Origin of the sequence: Streptomyces sp. NPDC048269, from assembly GCF_040652395.1 — a bacterium.
Classification (GTDB): Bacteria; Actinomycetota; Actinomycetes; order Streptomycetales; family Streptomycetaceae; genus Streptomyces.
Genome location: NZ_JBEZLW010000014.1, coordinates 131,729 through 155,357 on the forward strand (window position 1 = coordinate 131,729; position 23,629 = coordinate 155,357).

A 23,629-nucleotide genomic window follows, 5' to 3' on the forward strand; every position below is an offset into this window, starting at 1 on the left:
GCCGGCGCCCGGTTGGTCGCCGGCCCGGCGGAACCGGCCGGCTGCCCGGGCTTCCCGGGGCTCCGCCCCACACTCCCCCCAGGCTCCGCCTCCGACGCCGGCGGGCCGCACGGGCGGACGGTATCAGCCGGAATACAGCCCCGCCGGCGTTCGAGGCGCGGGGGCTGCGGCGGAGCCCCGGCTGCGCGCAGCGCGGTCACCCGAACGGATGAGGGGCGCATCCGGTGATCCGGATGCGCCCCTCATACAGGCCTTGCAGGCGGCGGCTACGCGCCCCGGAGCACCGCCCCGGTCCGCTCGCCCGCCAGGGCCACGGCCGCGTCACGGGCCGCCGTGGACTCCTCCGCCGTCAGCGTGCGGTCCGCCGCGCGGAAGCGCAGCGCGTACGCCAGGGACTTCTTGCCCTCACCGACCTGCTCGCCGGTGAACACGTCGAACAGCCGCAGCGATTCGAGGAGTTCACCCGCGCCCTTGCGCAGCGCCGCCTCGACGGAAGCCGCCGGAACCGACGCGTCGACGATCAGCGCGACGTCCTGGGTCGCCACCGGGAAGGAGGAGATCCGGGGCGCCTGGAGGGCCTCGCCACCGGCCGCCGCGAGGCGGTCCAGGTCGAGCTCCATCGCGCTGGTGCGGGCCGGCAGGCCCATCGCCTTGACGACGCGCGGGTGCAGCTCACCTGCGTGGCCGATGACCGTCTCCACCCCGTCCAGGGTGACGACCAGCTCGGCGCAGCGGCCCGGGTGCCAGGGACCGTACTGGCCCTGGCGGACGACGAGCTCGGCGCCGGCCTCGACGGCCAGCGAGCGCGCGGCCTGGACCGCGTCCGCCCAGTCGGCCGGGCGGCCCTTGCCCCACCAGCCGGCCTGCTCGCGCGCACCGGCCAGCACGACCGCGGCATACCGCGGCTGCGCGGGCAGGGCCGCGTTCAGGGTGGCGATCTCCTCGTCCGTGGGACGCCGGTCGACGGGCAGCCGTACGGCGACACCCGGCTGCGCGGCGGCCCGGAAGACCGAACCGGTCTCGAAGAGCGCGAGGTCGTGGCTGCCCCGGCTGTCGTTTCGGCGCAGCGCGCCCAGCAGACCCGGCAGCAGCGTGGTGCGCAGCGCCGGCTCCTCGTCGGAGATCGGGTTGACCAGCTTGACGACCTGGCGCGTGGCGTCGTGCGCCGGCAGCTGGAGCTGGTCGAAGACGCCCTCGCCGATGAACGGGTAGCTCAGCGCCTCGACGTAGCCCGCGCCGGCCAGCGCGCGGCCGACCCGGCGGTGCAGCAGCTGCCGCGCCGTCAGACCGCGGCCGGAGGGCACCTGAGGAAGGGTCGACGGGAGGTTCCCGTAGCCCTCCAGCCGGATGACCTCTTCGGCGAGGTCGTTGGGCTCGGCGAGGTCGGGCCGCCACGAGGGGACGGTGATGACGAGCTCGTCCTGGCCGTAGACGTCGCAGCCGATCTCCTGGAGGCGGCGTACGACGGTCTCGCGGCCGTAGTCCATGCCCGCGACCCGGTCCGGGTGGTCCGCGCTCATCGCGATGGTGCGCGGGGCGCCCGGGGCGAGGAACTCGGTGACGCCCGCCTCGGCGGTGCCGCCCGCGAGGAGCACGAGCAGGTCGACGGTCCGCTGCGCGGCCGCGGCGGCGGCCAGCGGGTCGACGCCCCGCTCGAAGCGCTTGGAGGCCTCCGAGGAGAGCTTCAGGCGGCGGGCGGTGCGCGAGATCGACACGGAGTCGAAGTGCGCGGCCTCGATGACCACGTCCGTGGTCCCGGTGACGGCGCCCGTCTCGGGGTCGGTCACGGAGTCGGCGATCTCGGTGTCGGCGCCGCCCATGACACCGGCGAGCCCGATCGGCCCGCTGTTGTCGGTGATCACCAGGTCCTCGGCGTCGAGCGTGCGCTTGACCCCGTCGAGGGTGGTGAACTTCTCGCCCTGCTCGGCGCGGCGGACACCGATGGCGCCGTCGATCCGCGAGCGGTCGTAGGCGTGCAGCGGCTGGCCGAGTTCCAGCATCACGTAGTTGGTGATGTCGACGGCGAGCGAGATCGGGCGCATGCCGGCCTTCTGGAGGCGGCGGGTGAGCCAGATCGGAGACCGCGCCTCGGGGTCGAGGCCGGTCACGGTTCGGGCGGTGAAGCGGTCGCAGCCGGCCGGGTCGTCGACCTCGACCGGGTAGCCGTACGAGTTCGGCGCCGGGACGTCGAGCAGCGCCGGGTCGCGCAGCGGCAGGCCGTACGCGGTGGCCGCCTCGCGGGCGACACCGCGCATGGACATGCAGTAGCCGCGGTCCGGCGTGATGTCGATGTCGAGGACCTCGTCGACGAGCTGGAGCAGCTCGATCGCGTCGGTGCCGACCTCGTACTCGGGCGGCAGCACGATGATGCCGTGCGTGCCGTCGTCGCCCATGCCCAGCTCGTCGCCGGAGCAGATCATGCCGTGCGAGGTACGGCCGTACGTCTTGCGCGAGGCGATCGCGAAGTCGCCGGGCAGCACCGCGCCGGGCAGGACCACGACGACCTTGTCGCCGACGGAGAAGTTCCGGGCGCCGCAGACGATCTCCTGCGGCTCGCCGGTGCCGTTGGCCTGGCCGACGTCGACCGTGCAGAAACGGATCGGCTTGCGGAAGCCCTCGAGCTCCTCGATGGTCAGCACCTGGCCGACGACGAGCGGGCCCTCGAGCCCGCCGCCGAGCTGCTCGACGGTCTCGACCTCGAGGCCGGCGTCGACGAGCTTGGCCGCCACGTCACGACCGGTTTCGCCCGCGGGGAGGTCGACGTACTCCCGCAGCCAGGAAAGCGGGACGCGCATCAGATCTCACTCCCGAACGGCCGGGTGAAGCGAACGTCACCTTCGACCATGTCTCGCATGTCTTCAACGTTGTGACGGAACATCAGCATCCGCTCGATGCCGAACCCGAAGGCGAACCCGCTGTACTTCTCCGGGTCGACACCGCAGGCGATGAGCACCTTGGGGTTGACCATGCCGCAGCCGCCGAGCTCGATCCAGCCCTCGCTGGAGCAGGTGCGGCACGGGCGGTCGGGGTTGCCCACCGACTCGCCGCGGCACACGTAGCACTGCATGTCCATCTCGGCGGACGGCTCGGTGAAGGGGAAGAAGTGCGGGCGCAGGCGCGTGGTCGTGCCCTCGCCGAAGAGCTCCTGGACCATGTGGTCCATGGTGCCCTTGAGGTCGGCCATGGTCAGGCCCTCGTCCACGGCGAGCAGCTCGACCTGGTGGAAGACCGGGGTGTGCGTCGCGTCGAGCTCGTCGGTGCGGTACACCCGGCCCGGGCAGACGATGTAGACGGGGGGCTTGCGCTCCAGCAGCGAGCGCGCCTGCACCGGGGAGGTGTGGGTGCGCAGCACGACACCGGACTCGTCGCCCTCGGTGCCTTCCGGCCCCTGGACGAAGAAGGTGTCCTGCATCTGGCGCGCCGGGTGGTCGGGCGTGAAGTTGAGGGCGTCGAAGTTGAACCACTCCGCCTCCACCTCGGGCCCCTCGGCGACCTCGTACCCCATGCCCACGAAGATGTCCGCGATGCGGTCCATCAGCGTGGTCAGGGGGTGCCGTGCGCCGGCGGGTACGCGGTCGTAGGGCAGCGTGACGTCCACGGCCTCCTCGACCAGCACCCGCTCGTCGCGCTCGGCTTCGAGCTCGACCGTGCGGGCCCCGAAGGCCTTGTTCACGGCGCCGCGGGCCTGGCCCACGCGCTTGCCCGCCTCGGCCTTGGCCTGGGGGGGCAGCGCGCCGATCTCGCGGTTGGCGAGCGCCAGGGGCGAGCGGTCGCCCATGTGCGCGGTCTTCGCCTCACGCAGCGCGTCGAGGTCGCCGGCGGACGCGAAGGCGGCGAGCGCCTCGTCCCGCATGCGCTCGATCTCTTCCGGTTTCAGTGCCTCGACCTCGACAGGGTCGTACGACTTGTTCGGTGCCGACATCTCTTCCCGTACTTCCGATGGCTGGCTGGTGGATCCCCGCGCGGCGCGCTCGACCGACACGCTCGCCACGAGGACACAAAGGTGCCAAAGGACGAGTCTAAAGGTCGCTGGGGGTGAAGGAGGCCCGTGGGCCGCCTGGCGAGACGCTCCGCAGTGCTACTGCGTGAGGTACGCCGGGGCGCTCACGGGCAGGATAAATCGGAACTCGGCGCCGCCGCCGGGGCCGCGGCCGACCGTGATGGTGCCGCCGTGCGCCTCCACGATGCCCTTGACGATGTACAGGCCCAGGCCGGTGCCGCCGCGCTTGCTCCCCCGCCAGAAGCGGGTGAAGACGCGGCCCATCGACTCCTCGGGGATCCCGGGGCCTTCGTCGGTCACGGTGACGGCGGTTCCCTTCTCGTGCGGCGATACGTCGATGGTGACCGTTCCCTCCCCGTGGCGCACCGCATTTTCGAGAAGGTTGCCGAGGATCTGGTCGATCTTGTCCGGATCGGCCCACAGGTCGGGGAGCGGGCGGCCGACCCGTACGAGGAAGCGCTCGGGGGCCTGGCCGTTCGCGGTGAGCGCCTGGACGTGGCGGCCGACGGCGGTGGCGATGTCGACGGGCTGGCGGCGCACCTCCAGGCGGCCGGAGTCGATGCGGGAGATGTCGAGGAGCTCGGCGATGAGCCGGGTGACGCGGTTGGCGTCGGCGTCGACGGTCTCCAGCATCAGCCGCTTCTGGTCGTCGGTGAACCGCTCCCACTTCGCGAGCAGCGTCGCGGTGAACCCCTTGACGGAGGTCAGCGGGGAGCGCAGCTCGTGGGCGACGGTGGCGATCAGCTCGGCATGGCTGCGCTCGGTGCGGCGGCGGGCCTCGGTGCCGCGCAGGGTGATGACGAGGCGGCGCAGCGGGCCGGTGGGGTGGGTGCGGACGTACCGGGCGGAGACCAGCACCTCGCGCCCGCCGGGGAGCAGGAGGTTGCGCTCGGGCTGCCCGCGGCGGGTGGCGAGGCCGCCGTACGGATCGGTCAGCGCCCACCAGCGGCGGCCTTCGAGGTCCTCCAGCGGCAGCGCGGCGTCGATGCGGGCGCCGAGCGCCTGGTCCGGCGACAGGGCTGTGATCCGTGCGGCGGCGGAGTTGAAGCAGATCACGCGCCCGGTGTCGTCGGCGACGACGAGCCCGTCGGGCAGGTCGTCGGGGTCGACCCCGAAGCTGAGCCCGTCACCGGGGGTGTCGCCGCCCGGGACCGCGCCACGGGCCGCCGGCAGGACGCGGCCGGCCGGGGCCTGGGCCTGCGGCGGGACGCCGGCGAGGGCATCGCTCACCGGCGGGGCCTCTCGGCCGCCGGTTCCGGCCGGGGCCGCCGTGACGGCCCCCGGTGAGCTGTTCGTACCGACGGTCATGTCCCCGTACCCCACATCTCCGAGTAGCGCAGTGGGCCCCCGGGCCGCCACATTACTAGCTGGGGGTCACGGAGCGGCACCCTCCGGGCGCCCGCTGTGCACGCGCGGAGGCGTACAGGCAGACCGCGGCGGCCGTCGCGAGGTTCAGGCTCTCCGCCTTGCCGTGGATCGGGACCCGTACGACGGCGTCCGCCAGGGCCCGGGTCTCCTCCGGCAGACCCCAGGCCTCGTTGCCGAAGACCCAGGCGGAGGGCCCGCCCATGGTGCCCGCGTCCAGCTCGGCGTCGAGGTCGTCCTCGCCCGCCCCGTCGGCCGCGAGGATCCGTACGCCCGCCGCGCGCAGGCCCTCGACGGCCCGCTCGACCGGGACGCCGACCGCCACCGGGAGGTGGAAGAGGGAGCCCACGGAGGCCCGTACGGACTTGGGGTTGTAGAGGTCCACGGAGGCGTCGGTCAGTACCACCGCGTCCGCGCCGGCGGCGTCCGCGCAGCGCAGCACCGTACCGGCGTTGCCGGGGTCGCGGACGTGCGCGAGGACGGCGACGAGCTTCGGCCGGGCCGCCAGGACGTCCTCGAAGGGCGAGTCCAGGAAGTGGCAGACGCCGACGAGACCCTGCGGGGTGACGGTCTGCGAGACCTCGGCGAGCACCTCGTCGGAGGCGTAGTGCACGCGGGCGCCCGCGTGCAGGGCGGCTTCGACGATCTCGGAGTACCGCTCGGCGGCCTCGACGGTGGCGAACAGCTCGATCAGGGTCGGCGTACCCCCGGTCCCGCGGTGCTCGACGGCCTCGCGGACCGCCTGCGGGCCCTCGGCGATGAACCGGCGCTCCTTGGTGCGGAAGTTCCGCCGCGCCAGTCGCCTGGCGGCGGCCACCCGCGGGGATCGGAGGGAGATCAGCTCGGCGGGGGTGCGCATGGTCTCAGGGGTTCTCTCTCGGGTTCCGGAGCGCCGCTCCGGACGGCCACGGGCGGGCGATCGCCGTGCGGGGGCGGAGCGCGCGGGGCTGGCGGGTCGCGGGGGCGTGGGGTCGCGGGGGTGCCCCGACGGGGGCGGGGCGAACGCACACGGACCCGCAGGCAATCGCCTGCGGGTCCGTGGGTGCCGACTGCTTCAAGCCGCCGGCAAAGCCTTACGCAGCAGCCTTGGGGGCGTTGACGTCGGCCGGGAGGGCCTTCTGCGCGACCTCGACCAGCGCGGCGAACGCGTTGGCGTCGTTGACGGCCAGCTCGGCGAGGATCTTGCGGTCCACCTCGATGTTGGCGGCCTTCAGACCCTGGATGAGGCGGTTGTACGTCATGCCGTTCTGGCGGGCAGCGGCGTTGATGCGCTGGATCCACAGCTGACGGAAGTCGCCCTTGCGCTTCTTGCGGTCGTTGAAGTTGTAGACCAGCGAGTGGGTGACCTGCTCCTTGGCCTTGCGGTACAGGCGCGAACGCTGACCGCGGTAGCCGGAGGCCGCCTCGAGGATTGCCCGGCGCTTCTTGTGGGCGTTTACTGCCCGCTTGACGCGTGCCACTTTTTAACTCCTTGTAGCGGGGCCGTGGGTGTCTTCACACGGCCCGAATTCGATGGGGTCCCGGTCTTGACGTCACCGCTCCCGCCAGGGGGAGCGGAGGACGTCACTTGCCGAGAAGCTTCTTGATCTTCGCGGCGTCGCCGGGGGCCATCTCCGCGGTGCCGGTCAGGCGGCGGGTGACACGGGACGACTTGTGCTCGAGCAGGTGGCGCTTGCCGGCGCGCTCACGGAGCACCTTGCCGGAGCCGGTGATCTTGAAGCGCTTCTTGGAACCGCTGTGCGTCTTGTTCTTCGGCATAGCGCCGTTATCTCCTCGTCGGTGGCGCTCCCACCGGTCCAGTACCGGACCGGCTCGCGGGAGCGTCATGTTGTTTCGGTGATCCGAGGCGGGCTGCCCCGGAATCAGGCCTCGGTGTTCGGCTCCTTGGCGGGCGCCTCTTCGGCGGCAGCCTCGGTGACCTCGTCCTCGGCGACCTCGGTGGCCTCGGCCTCGACCTCGACGGTCTCCGCGGAAGGAGCCTCGTCGTCGGTGAGGGCGACACCCTGGCGCTCGGCCTTGCGGGCGGCCTGCGCCTCGCGGGCTTCGGCCATCGCCTCGGTCTTCTTCTTGTGCGGACCGAGGACCATGATCATGTTTCGGCCGTCCTGCTTCGGGTTCGACTCGATGAACCCGAGGTCCTCGACGTCCGAAGCGAGACGCTGCAGCAGTCGGTAGCCGAGTTCCGGCCGGGACTGCTCGCGACCACGGAACATGATCGTGATCTTGACCTTGTCGCCCTGCTTGAGGAACCGAACGACGTGACCCTTCTTGGTGTCATAGTCGTGCGGGTCGATCTTCGGCCGGAGCTTCATTTCCTTGATGACCGTGTGCGCCTGGTTCTTGCGCGCCTCACGGGCCTTCATGGCCGACTCGTACTTGAACTTGCCGTAGTCCATGAGCTTGCAGACCGGCGGGCGTGCGGACGCCGCGACCTCGACCAGGTCGAGGTCGTACTCCTGCGCGAGCTCAAGCGCCTTGGCAAGCGGCACGATGCCGACCTGCTCGCCGCTGGGACCGACGAGTCGTACCTCGGGAACGCGAATCCGGTCGTTGATGCGGGGCTCGGTGCTGATGGATCCTCCTCGGTAGCACCACACGGCTGCCTGGCAGACAGCCGCTGACGTGTATTTCCGTCAGACCGACCGCAGCGGGAGAATGAAAAAAGCCCCGCCGGGCACAGGCAGGGGCTCCAAAACGACCGGAGCACCGCCGCGTGCGAACCGCGGGGCGCAGACTCGGGCAGCTTTCCATCGTCCGTACGGAACGATGGATGCCACCTGACCGGTGACCCGCCTCCCCGGAGGGTGGTCGGGTGGGAGATCGGAGCCTCCACTTGTGGGCCGGGGACATACGTCTCCGGCCGGTCGTGACCCAATATAGCATTCCGCGCCGGAGCCGCTCACCCGGTACTCCGGTCGGGGACGACCCCCGACCGGCTTATCGTGTGGAGCATGACTGACGCGACCTCCCCCGCCGACCCCACTGCCGACGGCACCCCCGACTACGACGCCATGACCCGCGACATCGCGGACGTCCCCGCCGTCGAGGTGATCACCACGGTGGCCGTGCACCTGCTGAGCGCCGCGGCGGTCAACCTGGGCCTCGACAAGCCGGACTCCGAGCACAAGGACCTCGACGAGGCCCGCAAGCTGATCACGGCTCTCGCCGGCCTGGTCACCGCGAGCGCCACCGAGATCAGCTCCTTCCACGCCGCCCCGCTGCGGGACGGCCTGAAGTCGCTCCAGCTGGCCTTCCGCGAGGCCTCGATCGTCCCGGACGAACCGGGCCAGGGGCCGGGCGAGAAGTTCACGGGGCCGGTCTTCGGCTGAGTCACCGCCGCACGGCGAAAAGGGTGGTACCGGGAATGCTCCGGTACCACCCTTCGTCGTTCCTGCTCGTTCAGCGGGTGAACAGCGCCTCGCCGGGCGGGCGCTCGTTCAGCGGGTGAACAGCGCCTCGCCGGGCGGGGCCGGGGCGTCCGACGGCAGCAGCGCCAGGTCCAGCCCGCGCACCAGCCGGGCCCGCAGGGTCTCGTCCGCCGCCAGGGCCTCGGCGACCCGGCGGGCCGCCGCGGGTGCCTGGCCGTCCGCGGCCGGCACGATCGCGAGGGTGCCGTCGGAATCCGCGGAGCCCGGGCCCAGGTAGGCGCGGAGCACGGCCTCCTCCGCCGCCACCGCGGCCCGTACGGCCTCCCGTACGGCGGGGTCGGCCAGCGGGTCCGCGTCCGTGCGGCCCTCGGCCAGCGCGAGCAGCGCGGAGCCGGTCAGCTGGTAGGTGACCGGACCGGCCAGGTCCAGGACCAGGGTGTCGGCCTTCTCGTGCGCGGCGGCCGCCAGGGCCTGGTGCAGCGGGACCGCCACCGGCCGTGCGGCCGGGTCCCAGAGCGCGAGCGAGGCGGTCGAGGTGAAGGCGGGCAGCGCCCGCCGGTCGCCCGCCCGCAGCGTCGGGACGGCCATGTCGCTGGTCTTCTCGCGCTTGAGGCCCGTCTCCGGGTCGGTCTCCACCTCGCCGAGGACGGCGACGACCGGGACCAGCAGGCGGGCCTCCTTCAGGGCCGCCAGCACCCGGGGCTCGTTCGTCCGGTCCTCGGCCCACGCGGCCAGGGCCGCGCTCAGCCGCGGGTCGGCCGAGCCGTCGTCGTCGGAGAAGCCCGGGTCGGGAATGTTCTTGTTCGCCATGTTCGCCACAGTTACCCGACCCTACTGTGCCGCGCGGTGGGATCGGCCCCGGGTGCCCCGCCGTGGGCGCCGGGCCAGTACGGCGGCCAGCACGAGCAGCGCCACCCCGGCGGCCGCGGCTTCCGGGGCGCCCAGCCGGGCGTCCCGCTCGGCCGGGCGCGCCGGGTCGGGCCCGGGGCCGAAGTACGGGCTCCGCGCCGCGGCGGGCGCGGGGGCCGGCGTCTCCGGCTGCACGGCCTCCGCGACCTGGAGGGCGGCGACGGGGTCCACCATCCCGTGGCCGCGGGCGTCGTCGCGGCCACCGGGCGGGCTGTCGGAGGCGGTGTCCTCCAGCAGCTTCTTGATCTGGGCCGGCGAGAGGTCCGGGTGGGCGGCCTTGACGAGGGCCGCGGCGCCGGACACGAAGGCGGCCGCGGCGCTGGTGCCCCAGCCCTCGTAGTACGAGCGGTCGGGGTCGGCGATGACGACGTCGACGCCGGGGGCGCTGACGGTGGCGTACCAGTTGCGGGTCGAGAACTTGGCCTTCTTGCCGCGGCGGTCGACGGCGGTGACGGCGATGACCCCCGGGTAGGCGGCCGGGTAGGAGACCCGGTCGCCGCTCTCGCCGCCGTTGCCCGCGGAGGCGACGACGATCACTCCCTTGGTGAGGGCGTACTGGACGGCCTCGTCCTCCCCCGCCTCGTGGTGGGCGGAGTCGCTGTCGTCGCCGAGGGACAGGTTGATCACGTCGGCGCCGTTGTCGGCGGCCCAGCGGATGCCTTCGGCGAGGGCGCCGCCCTTGCTGTCGCGGGCCTGGGCGCGGCCCGGGTCGCCCTCCTCCAGGATCACCCGGACCGGGAGGATCTTGGCCTGCGGAGCGATGCCGAGGACGCCCTGGCCGCGTCCGGCGCCGTGGCCGTGCCCGGCGATGATGCTCGCCATGGCGGTGCCGTGGCGGGCCCAGGAGCGGTCGCCGCGGCCGGCGCCCATGCCGATGAGGTCGGTGCCGCCGAGGACTTGGCCGGCCAGGTCGGGGTGGGAGTCGTCGACGCCCGTGTCGAGGACGGCGACGGTGACGCCGTCGCCGCGGGTGGTGCCCCAGGCCTCTTCGGCACGCAGGGCCAGGAGGCCCCACTGGCGGTCGCGTATGGCGTCGGCGGCGGCCGGGGGCGCGGTGGCCGCCGTGAGGGCGGCGGCGAGGGCCAGTGTGGCGGCGGCGCGGGTGGCCGCGGAACGCAAGGTGCCGCGGCGCCAGGCCCGTCGGGACGTCATCGGGCCTCCGGGGCGGGCGTGGTGGGCGGGGCGGCGAGGGCGGCCAGACCGTCGCCGATGCGGTCGGCGACCGCCTTGGCCTCGTGGCCGAGGCCCGCCTGGGCCACGGCTCCCGTGGCGTCCTTCCTCATCACGTCCTCCGCGGGGCGGGGCGCGTCCAGGAGACGGCCGTCGGCGAAGGCGGAGACGGTGTAGACGACGGCGGGGGCCTCGCCGCGCACCGAGGCGGTCCAGGCGGCGCGCTGGGTGTCGGCGAATCCGTAGGCGGGCGGGGCGGAGAGCCGGCCGGTGAGGGCCTGCATCGCGGGGGCGTCGGCGGGTGTGAAGACCAAGCCGACGGTGACGAGGAAGCTGCGGGTGGCGTCGGTGTAGGTGGCGCGCAGCACGCGGGTGCAGCCGGTGTCGGCCAGCAGGCGCTGCCAGTCGGGGGCGAGGGCGGCGGGGCAGTCTGCGTCCGGGGCGAGCGCGATGCGGGTCCAGGTGCGGTTCGAACCGCCGGGGCCGGCCGCGGGGCCGGCGAGGACGGGCGGGAAGAGGGTGTCCACGGGGGCGGACCGCCAGAGCGACTCGGCCTTGCGGTAGGCGGCGTCGGCGGGCAAGGGGCGGTGTGCGGCCCGGTGTTCGAACCAGGCGTCGGCTCCGGCGCCGCCGAGGAGGCCGGTGCCGAGGAGGCCGCAGAGCGCGGCGGCGACGACCCGTCCGGGGTGGCGGCGGGGGTGTGCGGCCGGGGGCGGCGGGGTGGGCGGCGGGGGCGGATCGGGCTCGCCCAGGACCGCGGTCCGCGGTGTCGACGTGGTCATCCGGCGGCTCCGCCCCCCGTTCCGTACGGCTGCCTGCCCGTACTCTACGGGGTCCCCGGGCGGGGGCCGGGCGGTGTCCCTGCCGGGGCCTGGCTGGCGCCGGGGCCGGAACCCCTACCCATCGGTAGAAGGGTCTGGCAAGCTCCCGCCATGAACTCCGCAGCCGCCGATCGCGCCCGGTACGACCGGGCGACCGCGCACCTGGACGCGCCGCTGGCCATCGTGGATCTCGACGCGTTCGACGCCAACGCCGACGACCTGGTGCGCCGGGCCGGCGGGAAGCCGGTGCGTGTCGCCAGCAAGTCCGTGCGGTGCCGTGCGCTCCTCGAACGGGTCCTGGCCCGGCCCGGGTTCGCCGGGATCATGTCGTACACGCTCGCCGAGTCGCTGTGGCTGGCCCGGTCCGGGTTCGAGGACGTGCTGCTCGCCTATCCGTCCGCCGACCGGGCCGCGTTCGCCGAGCTGGCGGCCGATCCCAAGCTGGCCGCCGCGGTCACCGTCATGGTGGACGATCTCGCGCAGCTGGACCTCATCGAGCGGTCGCGGGACGGTGGCGCGGAGGAGATCAGGGTCTGTCTGGAACTGGACACCGCCCTGCACCTGCTGGGCGGGAGGGTGCGGGTCGGGGCGCGGAGGTCGCCCCTGCGGGAGCCGGGTCAGCTGGCCGGGCTGGCCCGTGCGGTCGGTTCCCGGCCCGGATTCCGGGTGGTCGGGCTGATGGCGTACGAGGGGCACGTCGCCGGGGTCGGGGATGCGCCGGCGGGCCGGCCGCTGCGCTCCCGGGCCATCCGGCTCATGCAGAGCGCTGCCCGCAAGGAACTGGCGGCACGGCGGGCCGCTGTGGTGCGGGCCGTGCGTGCGGTGGTGCCCGACCTGGAGTTCGTCAACGGGGGCGGGACCGGCAGCGTGCAGCAGACGGCCGCGGAGGACGCGGTGACGGAGATCGCGGCCGGGTCCGGGCTGTATGTGCCCCGGTTGTTCGACAACTACACCTCGTTCAGCGGGCGTCCGGCCGCCCTCTTCGCGCAGCCGGTCGTGCGCCGGCCCGGGGTGGGTGTGGTGACGGTACTGGGCGGCGGCTATCCCGCCTCCGGCGCGGCCGGCGCGGACCGGCTGCCGGTCCCGTACCTGCCCGAGGGCCTGCGCTACGACCCGCAGGAGGGCGCCGGCGAGGTGCAGACCCCGCTGCTCGGCAGCCCGGCCGACGATCTGCTGATCGGCGACCGGGTGTGGTTCCGTCACGCGAAGGCGGGCGAACTGTGCGAGCGGTTCGACACCTTGCACCTCGTCGAGGGCGACAGGGTGACGGCGGGCGTCCCGACGTACCGGGGTGAGGGCCGCACGTTCCTCTAGGTCCTGTCCGGGCAGGACCCGGGGACCTAGTAGACCGAGTCCGTCTGGTCCGGGATGACGCTCCTGTCACCCCGGACGACCGGGCCCTTGGTTCCGTCGTGGTCGACGTAGCCCGTCGTGGAGCACGGGTAGGGGCTGGTCTTCTGCTTCTTGGGCTCGATGAACATCGGGTTCACGATCCACCGGCCGTCGCTGTCGTCGTACGCCCGGCACATCAGCTCGTTCTTGTTCCGGTTGACGACGAGGCGCAGGGCGGTCGCGTCGCGCAGGAACGAGATGTCCGTGTCGGAGTCTCCGGCGGCGAACACCTGGCGGCGGGCGGCCGGCTGGACCTTCTCGGCGGCCGCGCCGCGCACGCCGAAGACCTCCTTGTTGATCCAGCAGCGCTTGCCGTCGATGTACGTGATCATCGTGTCGGCACCCTCCTCGACGGATCCGCAGCCCTGGAGGTGGGCGGTGAACTTCCCGCCGTACGTGGTGGTGTTGCGGATGCCGATGACGTGCTGCGCGTCGATGCCCACGCCCTCGGCCCACACCTCGACGACCGGCTGTGGGGAGGCCGAGCTGATCCAGACGTCGAAGCCGGCCTTCCGGAGGGCGGCGATCAGGTCCTTCTGCTGGTCGTAGTAGCGGACCCAGCCGGTGGCGGTGGTGGTGGTGCCGACCTGCTGCGTGGTGCCGATGGGCGCGGCGAGGTTCTCGGTGCGGGCGGCGGCGGCGAAGCCGCGGACCTCGCGGGCGGTCCAGCCCTGCATGAGCTGGGGGAGCCAGGCGTAGGCGGGTTCGGTCGTACGGCGGTCCCAGCCGGCGAAGGCGGCGGCGCCGGCCCTGGTCGCGGCGGTGCCGTAGACGGCGTTGATCTCGTCGGCGCAGCCGGAGCCTTCCGGGGTCCCGGTCGGCAGCGGGGCGCCGGCGCGGGCGAGGCTGCCGCAGGCGCCGGCCAGCGCGGTGGCGGCGGCCGGGGTGAGGTGGCGGCTGGTGGTGGACCAGTCCCCGCGGGCGGGCTGGCGGATCTTGCCGTTGCGCAGCAGCCAGAACATCGTGGCGTCGCCGACGTCGTTCTTGACGACGGTGTTGTCCCAGTCGAAGACGGCGACGGGTTTGGTGCGGCTCGGCCGGTACGGGCTGCAGCTGCCGTACCGGTCGATGAGCTGCTGGAGGCGGGCCTGGTTGTCCCCGTGCCAGCCGGCTCCGACGGCCGGGCGGGGGCAGGTGCTCTGGCCCGCCTGGGCCGGCGGCGCGAGCAGGAGTCCGGAGCTGGTGAGCGCCATGAGGGCGAGGGGGGCCGCCCACTTTCTCTGCATGCTGCTCCTCGGGTGATCGGAAAAGGGACAGCCGGGCACCTTGCGGCGCCCGGCTGGCGTGGCGGTGGACGGGGAAGGCGGAGGGCCTACAGGGGGGTGACGTAGGCGCCCGAGATGCCGCCGTCGACGAGGAAGTCGGTGGCGTTGATGAAGGAGGAGTCGTCGCTGGCGAGGAAGGCGACGGCGGCGGCGATCTCGGTGGGCTCGGCGAACCGGCCCAGCGGGATGTGCACGAGGCGGCGGGCGGCGCGCTCCGGGTCCTTGGCGAAGAGCTCCTGGAGGAGCGGGGTGTTGACCGGTCCCGGGCACAGGGCGTTGACGCGGATGCCCTCGCGGGCGAACTGGACGCCGAGTTCGCGGGACATGGCGAGGACTCCGCCCTTGGAGGCGGTGTAGGAAATCTGCGAGGTGGCGGCGCCCATGATGGCCACGAAGGAGGCGGTGTTGATGATCGAGCCGCGGCCCTGGCGCTGCATGTAGGGGAGGGCGGCCTTGCAGCACAGGTACACGGAGGTGAGGTTGACGTCCTGGACGCGGCGCCAGGCGTCGAGCCCGGTGGTGAGGATCGAGTCGTCGTCCGGCGGCGAGATGCCGGCGTTGTTGAAGGCGATGTCGACGGAGCCGTAGGTGTCGAAGGCCGTCTTGAAGAGGGCGTCGACCTCTTCCTTGTCGGTGACGTCGACCTTCACGAAGGTGCCGCCGACCTCCTCGGCGGCGGCCTTGCCGGCGGTCTCGTCGATGTCGGCGCAGACGACGTTGGCGCCCTCGGAGGCGAGCCGGCGCGCGGTGGCGAGACCGATGCCGCTGCCGGCTCCGGTGATGACGGCGGTGCGGCCGACCAGTCGGCGGCAGATGATCTCTTCAGTGGACATGTGCTTCAGGCCTCCGTGCTGATGAAGACGTTCTTGGTCTCGGTGAAAGCGGTGAGGGCGTCGGGTCCGAGCTCGCGGCCGAGGCCGGACTGCTTGTAGCCGCCGAAGGGGGTCCAGTAGCGGACGCTGCTGTGGGAGTTGACGGACAGGTTGCCGGCGGCGACGGCGCGCGAGACGCGCAGCGCGCGGCCGATGTCGCGGGTCCAGAGGGAGCCGGAGAGGCCGTACTCGGTCGCGTTGGCCAGGCGTACGGCGTCCTCCTCGTCCTCGAAGGGCAGGACGACGGCGACCGGGCCGAAGACCTCCTCGGCGGCCACGGGCGCGGTGGGGGCGACGTCCGTGACGAGGGTCGGCGGGTACCAGAAGCCGGGTCCGTCGGGGGCGGTGCCGCGGATCGCGGTGAGGTCGTCGGTGACGTAGGACCGTACGCGCTCCAGTTGCGGCCGGGAGATCAGCGGCCCCATCTGGGTCTTCTCGTCGGACGGGTCGCCGACCAACACGGATGCGATGGCGGGGGCGACCAGCTCCAGGAAGCGGTCGTACACGGAGCGCTGTACGAGGATCCGGGTGCGGGCGCAGCAGTCCTGGCCGGTGTTGTCGAGGAAGGCCATGGGGGCGGCGGCCGCGGCGGCTTCAAGGTCGGCGTCCGCGAAGACGATGTTGGGGCTCTTGCCGCCGAGTTCGAGGGTGACGCGCTTCACCCGGTCGGCGCACTTGGCCATGATCTGCTTGCCGACGCGGGTGGAGCCGGTGAAGACGATCTTCGCGACGCCCGGGTGCTCGACGAGAGCGTCGCCCGCGACGGCCCCGTGGCCGGGGAGCACCTGGAAGAGGTGCTCGGGGATCCCGGCTTCGAGGGCGAGTTCGGCGAGGCGCAGCGCGGTCAGCGGGGTGGTTTCGGCGGGCTTGAGGATGACGGCGTTGCCGGCGGCGAGGGCCGGGGCGAGGCCCCAGGCGGCGATCGGCATGGGGAAGTTCCACGGGGCGATCACGCCGATGACGCCGAGGGGTTCGAGGAAGGTGACGTCGATGCCGCCGGCGACGGGGATCTGGCGGCCGGAGAGCCGTTCCACTCCCCCGGCGGCGAATTCGAGCAGGTCGCGTACGTTGCCCGCCTCCCAGCGGGCGTTGCCGATGGTGTGCCCGGCTTCGCGGACCTCCAGCTGGGCCAGTTCCTCGACGTGCCCGTCGACGGCCGCGGCGAAGCGGCGCAGCAGCCGGGCCCGGTCGGCGGGGGCGGCCGCCGCCCAGCCGCGCTGGGCAGCGGCGGCTCGGGCGACGGCGGCATCGACATCGTCCCGTGTGGCGGCCGGGACGATGGCGACGGTTTCCTCGGTGGCCGGATTCAGCACTCTCAGATCGAGTGGGGCCAGCGCATCGGACACGTGGTGCCTCTCAGACTTTCGGTAGGGGCTTACAGGCGTTCGAAGGAGCGGCGCAGCTCCCAGTCCGTTACGGCGGAGTCGTAGGCGTCCAGCTCGACGCGCGCCATGTTCCGGTAGTGGGCGACCACTTCCGGGCCGAACGCGGCCTTGGCGATCTCGCTGTTCTCCCAGAGTTCGGCGGCCTCGCGCAGGGTCGCGGGGACGTGCGCGTAGTCGGCGGTGTACGCGTTCCCGGGGCACGCCTCCGGCAGTTCCAGGCGGTTCTCGATGCCGTAGAGCCCGGCCGCGACCAGGCCGGCGACGGCGAGGTACGGGTTGACGTCACCGCCGGGGAGGCGGTTCTCGAAGCGCATGGAGCGGCCGTGGCCGACGACGCGGAGTGCGCACGTCCGGTTGTCCACGCCCCAGGCGACGGCGGTCGGCGCGAAGGATCCCGGCCGGAAACGCTTGTACGAATTGATGTTCGGGGCGTAGAGAAGGGAGAAGTCGCGCAGCGCGGCCAGCTGACCGGCCAGGAAGTGTCGCATCACCGGTGACATTCCGCCTGGTCCGTCGCCGGCCATCGCGTTGCATCCGTCGGCGTCGCCGAGCGAGAGGTGGATGTGACAGGAGTTGCCCTCGCGCTCGTCGAACTTGGCCATGAAGGTGAGCGAGACGCCCTCCTGCGCGGCGATCTCCTTGGCCCCGGTCTTGTAGACGGAGTGCTGGTCGCAGGTGGTGAGCGCCTCGTCGTAGCGGAAGGCGATCTCGTGCTGGCCGAGGTTGCACTCCCCCTTCGCCGACTCGACGATCAGGCCCGCGGCCTGCATCTCGTTGCGGATGCGGCGCAGCAGGGGTTCGATGCGCCCGGTCCCGAGGACGGAGTAGTCGATGTTGTACTGGTTGGCGGGGGTAAGGCCGCGGTAGTTGGCGCTCCAGGCCTGCTCGTAGGTGTCCTGGAAGACCATGAACTCCAGCTCGGTACCGACCATCGCGGTGTACCCGTGCTCGGCGAGGCGCTCCAGCTGGCGGCGCAGGATCTGCCGGGGCGCCGCGACGACGGGCGAGCCGTCGTTCCAGGAGAGGTCGGCGAGGAGGAAGGCGCTGCCGGGGTTCCAGGGGATGCGGCGCAGGGTGGCGAGGTCGGGGTGCATGGCGAAGTCGCCGTAGCCCCGGTCCCAGGAGGACATCTCGTATCCGTCGACGGTGTTCATGTCGGTGTCGACGGCGAGGAGGTAGTTGCAGCCCTCGGTGCCGTGCGCGAGGACCTCGTCGAGGAAGAACTGTGCGGCGAACCGCTTGCCCTGGAGGCGTCCCTGCATGTCGGGGAAGGCCAGGACGACTGTGTCGATCTCACCGCTTGCGACCAGGGAGCGGAGCTCCTCGGGCGCGAGCGGGGGCTTGCGGTCTACCACGGGAATCTCTCCTTCGGTGAGCCGAGTGGGCCTAAGGTATTGAATAGAACCATTGCTTGGGAAGGGGAGGAGCCGAGATGACCGACACGGCGAGCGAGGGCGGCGCGATCGCGCGGCTGAATCCCGTGCTGCGGCAGGTGCGGGCGGGCAACGGTTTCGAGGAGGCACTGGAGCAGATCCTCCAGGTGGTCCGGCTGGGCCTGGTACCGGCCGGCGAACGGCTGCCGCCCGAGCGCGAGTTGGCCGAGCGGATGGGGATCAGCCGGGTCACGCTGCGCGAGGTGCTGAAGGTACTGCAGGACCAGGGCCTGGTGGAGGCGCGGCGCGGGCGGTACGGCGGAACGTTTGTGCTGCCCCGGCCCGACACCCCGGCGGGCGTCGCCGAGGAGGAGCTGCGCCGGCGGGTCGCGGGCGTGGACATCGAGGACGCCCTGCGGTTCCGCGAGGTCCTGGAGGTGGGGGCGGCCGGCCTGTGCGCCTCCCAGGGCCTGACCGAGGAGGGCACCGAAAGGCTGCTCGCCGCGCTCACCGCCACGCACGACGCCCCGCTCGCCGATTACCGCCGCCAGGACACCCTCTTCCACCTGACCCTGTGCGAGCTGGCCGGGTCCGCCACCCTGACGGCCCAGTACGCGGCGGTCCGGGCCACCGTCAACGACCTGCTGGACTGCATCCCGCTCCTGGTGCGCAACCTGGAGCACTCGCAGCAGCAGCACACCTCGCTGGTCGAGTCCGTGCTGGAGCGGGACGCGGCCGGGGCGCGCGAGACGATGCGCGAGCACTGCTGCGGCACGGCGGCGCTGCTGCGGGGCTTCCTGGCCTGAGACGGGGAGGGATTCGTAACTTCTGTTTAACGCAGAGGTCTTGCGCACTCCCCTGCAATCCGGCAAAGGTACGCCCCACAACCATTGCCCTGAGGCAGGAGCGCCCGATGGCCGACGACACCGAGGCACGGCTGACAGCCGTGCCCGCACCCCCCACGTTCCCCGAGGCCGGCGACACGTCCGCCGACTACCTGGAACGCCGCACCCTGCGCCGTGGCAGCGCCGGCTGGCTGCTCCTCACCGGTCTCGGCGTCGCGTACGTGGTCTCCGGGGACTTCTCCGGCTGGAACGTCGGCCTCGACAAGGGCGGCTTCGGCGGCCTGGCCATCGCCACCGTCCTCATGGGCGCGATGTACGCCTGCCTGGTCTTCTCCCTGGCGGAGCTGTCCACCATCCTGCCGACGGCGGGCGGCGGATACGGCTTCGCCCGCCGCGCGCTGGGCCCGTGGGGCGGCTTCCTCACCGGTACCGCGATCCTCATCGAGTACATCCTGGCCCCGGCCGCGATCGTCATCTTCATCGGCGACTACGTCGAGTCCCTCGGCCTCTTCGGCCTCACCTCCAGCTGGCCCGTCTACCTCGGCTGCTTCGTCGTCTTCATAGGAGTCCACCTGTGGGGCGTCGGTGAGGCCCTGCGCTTCAGCCTCGTCGTGACCGCCATCGCCGTCGCCGCGCTGCTGATCTTCGCGGTGGGCGCCTTCACCGACTTCGGCGCCGACCGCCTCAACGACATTCCGGTCGACGCGGGCGCATTCGGCTCGAACTCCTGGCTGCCGCTGGGCGTGCTGGGCATCTGGGCCGCTTTCCCCTTCGGCATGTGGTTCTTCCTGGGGGTGGAGGGCGTACCGCTGGCGGCCGAGGAGGCCAAGGACCCGGTCCGCTCCATGCCGAAGGCGCTGTCCATCTCCATGGGCATCCTCGCCCTGCTGGCGCTGATCACCTTCTTCGCGGCGACCGGCGCGCAGGGCGCGGACGCCGTCAAGTCGGCGGGCAACCCGCTGGTCGTGGCGCTGGAGGGGGACGGCGGCCCGACGGCGCTCAGCCGCTTCGTCAACTACGCGGGCCTCGCCGGGCTGGTGGCCTCGTTCTTCTCCCTCATCTACGCGGGCTCGCGCCAGCTCTTCGCCCTCTCCCGGGCCGGCTACCTGCCCCGCTTCCTCTCGCTGACCTCGAAGCGCAAGGCCCCGTACCTGGGTCTGGTCATCCCCGGCGCGATCGGTTTCGCGCTCGCCGCCGCCACCGGAGACGGCGCGCGGATGCTGAACATCGCGGTGTTCGGCGCGACGATCTCCTACGCCCTGATGGCCCTCTCGCACATGGTGCTGCGCCGCCGGGAGCCGGACCTGGAGCGCCCGTACCGCACCCCCGGCGGAATCCTGACCTCCTCGGTGGCCTTCGTACTCGCCCTGTCGGCCCTGGTCGCCACCTTCCTGGTGGACAAGGACGCGGCTTTCATCGCCCTGGCCGTGTACGCCGTCGCTCTCGCCTACTTCGCGATCTACAGTCGGCACCACCTCGTGGCCTCGGCTCCCGAGGAGGAGTTCGCGGCGTTGGCGGAAGCCGAGGCGGAGCTGGACCTCGACTGAAATCCTGACCCTGCCTCACATCCCGACCCCCGGAGGTAACGACCGTGGCACGGCCGCTCATCGGCATCACCACCTACGTGGAGGAATCCACCCACTACCGGGTGTGGGACCTCGCGACCGCCCTCGTACCCACCGGGTACTACGAACTCGTCCAGGCGGCGGGCGGTGCGGCCGTACTGCTCCCGCCGGACGGACCGGGAGCGGCGGCGGAGGTGCTGAGCCGGGTGGACGGCCTGATCGTCGCGGGCGGCCCGGACATGGACCCGGTCCACTACGGCGCCGCCCGCGACTCCCGTACGGGTCCCCCCGCGACGGTCCGCGACGAGTGGGAACTGGCCCTGATCACGGCCGCGCTGGAGGTGAACATGCCGGTGCTCGGCATCTGCCGGGGCATGCAGGCGCTGAACGTGGCCCTGGGCGGCAGCCTGGTCCAGCACATCGACGGCCACGTCGAGACGCCGGGCACCTTCTCCTGGCACCCCGTCAGCCCGGTCCCGGGCACCCGGTACGCGGCCCTGGTCCCGGAGGAGGCGGACGTCCCGACCTACCACCACCAGGCCGTCGAGCGCCTGGGCAAGGGCCTGGTCGTCTCGGCGCACGCGGTCGACGGCACGGTGGAGGCGATCGAACTCCCCGACCGGGACCGGTGGGTCGTGGGCGTCCAGTGGCACCCGGAACGCGACAAGGACACCCGCGTGATGGCGTCCCTGGTCGCAGCCGCCGCTGCCCGCGCGGCGGTCCCGGTTCCGTAACCGCTGCGCGGGGCTCCCCGGGCTCCGCCGCGCGCCCGATTCGCCGGCGGGCCGGATCGTGCGCCTCGATCGCCGGCGGGGCTGACCGGTGCGGCGGCCCCTCCGCCCCGTACCCGCCCCTCCGGCGCGGGTACGCCCTCGAGCGCCGGGCGGACCGGACTTGCGCTCCGCGCAAAACAGCGGTGCCAGGCGGCCGGCACCAGCCGAATCCAGCCCCGCCGGCGTTCGAGGCGCACGACCCGGCCCCGCCCGGTGCATGGCGCTGGGGTCCCCCCTGACGGAGTCCGGGGGAGCCCCGGGCAACGGCGCGGCGCTCTTTCCAGCCCCGCCGGCGATTGAGGCCCGGGGTCCGTTGGCGGAGCCCCAGCAGCGGCGCCTGAGGCGCGGGGTCCGGGGCGGAGTTACGGCAGTGGTGCCGGGCTTAGGAGGTGCCCCGGGTCAGCGACAGCAGGTCACGGGCCGGGCCCGCCGGCCGGGCCCCCGCCGGCCAGACCGCCCGCAGGGCCCGCCCGAGGACGGCGCCGGACACCGGCACCTCCACCAGCCGCCGCGCCGCCAGCTCATCCACCACCGCCAGCTCCGACAGCACGCACGGCCCCGCCCCGCTCAGCGCCGCCGCCTTCACCGCGGTGGTCGACGCCAGCTCCAGCAGCGGCACGGCCAGCCCTCCGCTCCCGGCCAGCGCCGCGTCCAGCACCTGCCGCGTCCCCGAACCGCGTTCGCGCAGGATCAGCGGCGCGGCCGCCAGCTCCGCCACCTCCACCCCCCGCGAGCGCCGCGCCCACGCGTGGCCCGGCGCCACCGCCACCACCAGCCGGTCCTGTGCGATCACCGCCGAGTCCAGCCCGTCCGGAACCGTCAGCCCCTCCACGAAGCCCAGGTCCGCCTCGTGCGCGAGGACCCGTTGCGCGACCACCGCCGAGTTCCCGGCGTGCAGCGACACCGCCGTGTCCGGCCGCTGCCCGCGCAGGGCGATCAGCCACCCCGGCAGCAGGTACTCCGCGATGGTCATGCTGGCCGCCACCCGCAGCCGCGAGTCCCGCTGCCCGCGCAGCGCCTGCGCACCCGCGTCGAAGGCCTCGGCCGCCTCCACCACCCGCCGGGCCCAGTCGGTGACCAGCGCGCCTTCCGCCGTCAGCGTCGACCCGCGCGGCGAGCGGTCCACCAGGGCCACTCCCAGCCGCGTCTCCATCGCCCGGATCCGGCTGCTCGCCGCGGGCTGGGTGATGCCCAGCCGCCGGGCCGCACCGCTCAGGCTGCCGACGCGCGCGACCGCGAGCAGCAGTTCCAGCGCGCCCAGGTCCGGCACCCGGTGTGCCAGCGGCACCCACTCCTCATCACCCATAACATCAGTTTATGGCCTCATAGGGAGATGCCCTCTGCCGCCCGTGCCGCCGGGACACGAAGGTGAAGCCATGGCCACCACCCTCGTGCGACCCCGCACCACCTCCACCCCCGAGACCGCGCGGGCCCACAAGGCCCTGCGGCACCTCGGCCCCAACTGGTACGCCTCCGTCATGGGCACGGCGATCGTCGCCAACGCCGGCGCGACCCTCCCGTACCAGGTCCCCGGCCAGCGCGTGGTCTGCCAGATCATCTGGGCGCTGTCCGCCGCCGCCCTCGCCGTGCTGCTCACCGCCCGCGCCGGCCACTGGATCCACCACCGCGACCAGGCCCGCGCCCACCTCCTCGACCCCGCCGTCGCCCCCTTCTACGGCTGTCTCGCGATGGCGCTGCTGGCCGTCGGCGGCGGCACCCTCATCGTCGGCAAGGACCTCATCGGCACCGGCGCCGCCGTCGCAGTGGACGCCGTACTGTTCACCGTCGGCACCGCGGTCGGCCTGGTCATGGCGGTGGCGGTGCCGTACCTGATGGTCGTCCGCCACAAGGTCGAGGCGAGGCAGGCCACCCCGGTCTGGCTGCTTCCCCTCGTCGCCCCCATGGTCTCCGCCGCGCTCGGCCCGCTGCTGATACCCCACCTGCCCGCCGGACAGCCCCGCGAGGCCCTGCTTCTCGCCTGCTACGCCATGTTCGGCATCAGCCTGTTCGCCACCCTGCTGATGCTCCCCCTGGTCTTCGGCCGGCTGATCGTGAACGGCCCGCTCCCCCTGGCCCTCACGCCGACCCTCTTCCTGGTTCTCGGCCCCCTCGGCCAGTCCACCACCGCCGTGAACCAGCTCGCCGACATGGCCCCCCAGTCGATCGGCGCCCCCTACGCCGGTGCGCTCGGCGCGTTCGCCGTCGTCTACGGGGTCCCCGTGATGGGCTTCGCCCTGCTGTGGCTGGCCCTCGCCGCGGCCATGCTGGTCCGGGCCGCCCGCGAGGGCATGGGCTTCGCGATGACCTGGTGGGCGCTGACCTTCCCCGTCGGCACCTGTGTCACCGGCGCCGCCGGCCTGGCCCGCCACACCGGCCTGACGGCCTTCGCCTGGCTCGCCTCGGCCCTCTTCCTGGCCCTTCTGGCCGGCTGGCTCCTCGCCGCCGCCCACACCCTGCGCGGCCTGGCCGCCGGCCGGCTCCTCGCCGCCCCTCGCTAGCACCGCGACCGGCCCGGTGTGCCGGCCA

General features: G+C 73.0%; 21 protein-coding genes. 6 read left to right on the top strand and 15 right to left on the bottom strand.

Annotated features, from left to right (window positions below; genetic code table 11):
* Window positions 1-266: 266 nt before the first annotated feature.
* From pheT to infC, 7 genes are all read right to left on the bottom strand, one after another.
* Window positions 267-2,795 carry a phenylalanine--tRNA ligase subunit beta gene (gene pheT, locus AB0D48_RS18320; protein WP_362397302.1) on the bottom strand — a complete coding sequence of 843 codons (2,529 nt, stop codon included), beginning with the start codon at window positions 2,793-2,795 and terminating at the stop codon, window positions 267-269.
* A complete protein-coding gene (gene pheS / locus AB0D48_RS18325; protein ID WP_362397305.1) occupies window positions 2,795-3,922 on the bottom strand; it encodes a phenylalanine--tRNA ligase subunit alpha in 1,128 nt (375 codons plus the stop codon). Before pheS ends, pheT begins: the two co-directional genes overlap by 1 nt.
* 156 nt (window positions 3,923-4,078) lie before the next feature.
* On the bottom strand, window positions 4,079-5,308 hold the full coding sequence (locus AB0D48_RS18330; protein ID WP_362397308.1) for an ATP-binding protein: 1,230 nt from the start codon (window positions 5,306-5,308) through the stop codon (window positions 4,079-4,081).
* Window positions 5,309-5,363: 55 nt separating this feature from the next.
* Window positions 5,364-6,224 (bottom strand): RNA methyltransferase, encoded by an 861-nt coding sequence (locus tag AB0D48_RS18335; RefSeq protein ID WP_362397311.1) that lies wholly within the window; start codon window positions 6,222-6,224, stop codon window positions 5,364-5,366.
* 214 nt (window positions 6,225-6,438) lie between these two features.
* Window positions 6,439-6,825, bottom strand: a complete 387-nt coding sequence (gene rplT / locus AB0D48_RS18340) for a 50S ribosomal protein L20 (protein WP_007263143.1) — start codon at window positions 6,823-6,825, stop codon at window positions 6,439-6,441.
* Between the two features lie 103 nt (window positions 6,826-6,928).
* Window positions 6,929-7,123: a 50S ribosomal protein L35 gene (gene rpmI / locus AB0D48_RS18345; protein WP_030387121.1), complete on the bottom strand. Its 195-nt coding sequence runs from the start codon at window positions 7,121-7,123 to the stop codon at window positions 6,929-6,931.
* Between the two features lie 104 nt (window positions 7,124-7,227).
* Entirely contained in the window at window positions 7,228-7,962 is a 735-nt protein-coding gene (gene infC, locus AB0D48_RS18350; protein ID WP_362397313.1) for a translation initiation factor IF-3, read from the bottom strand.
* A gap of 354 nt (window positions 7,963-8,316) precedes the next feature.
* Here infC and AB0D48_RS18355 point away from each other — a divergent pair, with 354 nt between their 5' ends.
* The gene (locus AB0D48_RS18355) at window positions 8,317-8,694 is read left to right on the top strand and encodes a DUF1844 domain-containing protein (protein WP_362397316.1); all 378 of its coding nucleotides are present in this window, start codon (window positions 8,317-8,319) and stop codon (window positions 8,692-8,694) included.
* A 108-nt stretch (window positions 8,695-8,802) separates the two neighbouring features.
* Here the strand turns inward: AB0D48_RS18355 and AB0D48_RS18360 are convergent, their stop codons facing one another.
* The 3 genes from AB0D48_RS18360 to AB0D48_RS18370 are packed head-to-tail and all read right to left on the bottom strand — an operon-like array spanning window position 8,803 to window position 11,594.
* Entirely contained in the window at window positions 8,803-9,543 is a 741-nt protein-coding gene (locus tag AB0D48_RS18360) for an SseB family protein (protein WP_362397319.1), read from the bottom strand.
* Window positions 9,544-9,564: 21 nt separating this feature from the next.
* Window positions 9,565-10,794 (bottom strand): type VII secretion-associated serine protease mycosin, encoded by a 1,230-nt coding sequence (mycP, locus tag AB0D48_RS18365; RefSeq protein WP_362397321.1) that lies wholly within the window; start codon window positions 10,792-10,794, stop codon window positions 9,565-9,567.
* Window positions 10,791-11,594, bottom strand: a complete 804-nt coding sequence (locus tag AB0D48_RS18370) for a hypothetical protein (protein ID WP_362397324.1) — start codon at window positions 11,592-11,594, stop codon at window positions 10,791-10,793. The genes mycP and AB0D48_RS18370 overlap by 4 nt, the downstream gene beginning before the upstream one ends.
* Before the next feature lie 150 nt (window positions 11,595-11,744).
* Between AB0D48_RS18370 and AB0D48_RS18375 the strand changes: the two genes are divergently transcribed.
* On the top strand, window positions 11,745-12,947 hold the full coding sequence (locus AB0D48_RS18375; protein ID WP_362397326.1) for an amino acid deaminase/aldolase: 1,203 nt from the start codon (window positions 11,745-11,747) through the stop codon (window positions 12,945-12,947).
* Window positions 12,948-12,973: 26 nt separating this feature from the next.
* Here the strand turns inward: AB0D48_RS18375 and AB0D48_RS18380 are convergent, their stop codons facing one another.
* The 4 genes from AB0D48_RS18380 to AB0D48_RS18395 form a co-directional block, all read right to left on the bottom strand.
* Window positions 12,974-14,251, bottom strand: coding sequence for a haloacid dehalogenase-like hydrolase (locus AB0D48_RS18380; protein ID WP_362397329.1), 1,278 nt, complete (start codon window positions 14,249-14,251; stop codon window positions 12,974-12,976).
* Window positions 14,252-14,337: 86 nt separating this feature from the next.
* Window positions 14,338-15,123 (bottom strand): 3-oxoacyl-ACP reductase, encoded by a 786-nt coding sequence (locus AB0D48_RS18385; RefSeq protein WP_362397332.1) that lies wholly within the window; start codon window positions 15,121-15,123, stop codon window positions 14,338-14,340.
* A gap of 5 nt (window positions 15,124-15,128) precedes the next feature.
* A complete protein-coding gene (locus AB0D48_RS18390) occupies window positions 15,129-16,508 on the bottom strand; it encodes an aldehyde dehydrogenase family protein (RefSeq protein WP_362397335.1) in 1,380 nt (459 codons plus the stop codon).
* Between the two features lie 29 nt (window positions 16,509-16,537).
* A complete protein-coding gene (locus AB0D48_RS18395) occupies window positions 16,538-17,902 on the bottom strand; it encodes a glutamine synthetase family protein (protein WP_362397338.1) in 1,365 nt (454 codons plus the stop codon).
* A 77-nt stretch (window positions 17,903-17,979) separates the two neighbouring features.
* On the opposite strand from AB0D48_RS18395, the gene AB0D48_RS18400 reads away from it, so the two are divergent.
* From AB0D48_RS18400 to AB0D48_RS18410, 3 genes are all read left to right on the top strand, one after another.
* Window positions 17,980-18,726 (top strand): FCD domain-containing protein, encoded by a 747-nt coding sequence (locus AB0D48_RS18400; RefSeq protein WP_362397341.1) that lies wholly within the window; start codon window positions 17,980-17,982, stop codon window positions 18,724-18,726.
* Between the two features lie 107 nt (window positions 18,727-18,833).
* Window positions 18,834-20,312: an ethanolamine permease gene (gene eat, locus AB0D48_RS18405; RefSeq protein WP_362397344.1), complete on the top strand. Its 1,479-nt coding sequence runs from the start codon at window positions 18,834-18,836 to the stop codon at window positions 20,310-20,312.
* 44 nt (window positions 20,313-20,356) lie between these two features.
* Entirely contained in the window at window positions 20,357-21,064 is a 708-nt protein-coding gene (locus AB0D48_RS18410; RefSeq protein WP_362397347.1) for a gamma-glutamyl-gamma-aminobutyrate hydrolase family protein, read from the top strand.
* A gap of 421 nt (window positions 21,065-21,485) precedes the next feature.
* On the opposite strand, the gene AB0D48_RS18415 is transcribed toward AB0D48_RS18410, so the two are convergent.
* Window positions 21,486-22,409 carry a LysR family transcriptional regulator gene (locus AB0D48_RS18415; RefSeq protein WP_362397350.1) on the bottom strand — a complete coding sequence of 308 codons (924 nt, stop codon included), beginning with the start codon at window positions 22,407-22,409 and terminating at the stop codon, window positions 21,486-21,488.
* 70 nt (window positions 22,410-22,479) lie between these two features.
* Between AB0D48_RS18415 and AB0D48_RS18420 the strand changes: the two genes are divergently transcribed.
* Entirely contained in the window at window positions 22,480-23,601 is a 1,122-nt protein-coding gene (locus tag AB0D48_RS18420) for a TDT family transporter (RefSeq protein WP_362397353.1), read from the top strand.
* The last annotated feature ends 28 nt before the right edge of the window (window positions 23,602-23,629 follow it).

Bases quoted from the DNA above. Each gene is read 5' to 3' on its own strand.
- pheT (WP_362397302.1), bottom strand. From the start codon at position 2,795: ATGCGCGTCCCGCTTTCCTGGCTGCGGGAGTACGTCGACCTCCCCGCG.
- pheS (WP_362397305.1), bottom strand. From the start codon at position 3,922: ATGTCGGCACCGAACAAGTCGTACGACCCTGTCGAGGTCGAGGCACTG.
- AB0D48_RS18330 (WP_362397308.1), bottom strand. From the start codon at position 5,308: ATGACCGTCGGTACGAACAGCTCACCGGGGGCCGTCACGGCGGCCCCG.
- AB0D48_RS18335 (WP_362397311.1), bottom strand. From the start codon at position 6,224: ATGCGCACCCCCGCCGAGCTGATCTCCCTCCGATCCCCGCGGGTGGCC.
- rpmI (WP_030387121.1), bottom strand. From the start codon at position 7,123: ATGCCGAAGAACAAGACGCACAGCGGTTCCAAGAAGCGCTTCAAGATC.
- AB0D48_RS18355 (WP_362397316.1), top strand. From the start codon at position 8,317: ATGACTGACGCGACCTCCCCCGCCGACCCCACTGCCGACGGCACCCCC.
- AB0D48_RS18360 (WP_362397319.1), bottom strand. From the start codon at position 9,543: ATGGCGAACAAGAACATTCCCGACCCGGGCTTCTCCGACGACGACGGC.
- mycP (WP_362397321.1), bottom strand. From the start codon at position 10,794: ATGACGTCCCGACGGGCCTGGCGCCGCGGCACCTTGCGTTCCGCGGCC.
- AB0D48_RS18370 (WP_362397324.1), bottom strand. From the start codon at position 11,594: ATGACCACGTCGACACCGCGGACCGCGGTCCTGGGCGAGCCCGATCCG.
- AB0D48_RS18375 (WP_362397326.1), top strand. From the start codon at position 11,745: ATGAACTCCGCAGCCGCCGATCGCGCCCGGTACGACCGGGCGACCGCG.
- AB0D48_RS18380 (WP_362397329.1), bottom strand. From the start codon at position 14,251: ATGCAGAGAAAGTGGGCGGCCCCCCTCGCCCTCATGGCGCTCACCAGC.
- AB0D48_RS18385 (WP_362397332.1), bottom strand. From the start codon at position 15,123: ATGTCCACTGAAGAGATCATCTGCCGCCGACTGGTCGGCCGCACCGCC.
- AB0D48_RS18400 (WP_362397341.1), top strand. From the start codon at position 17,980: ATGACCGACACGGCGAGCGAGGGCGGCGCGATCGCGCGGCTGAATCCC.
- eat (WP_362397344.1), top strand. From the start codon at position 18,834: ATGGCCGACGACACCGAGGCACGGCTGACAGCCGTGCCCGCACCCCCC.
- AB0D48_RS18415 (WP_362397350.1), bottom strand. From the start codon at position 22,409: ATGGGTGATGAGGAGTGGGTGCCGCTGGCACACCGGGTGCCGGACCTG.
- AB0D48_RS18420 (WP_362397353.1), top strand. From the start codon at position 22,480: ATGGCCACCACCCTCGTGCGACCCCGCACCACCTCCACCCCCGAGACC.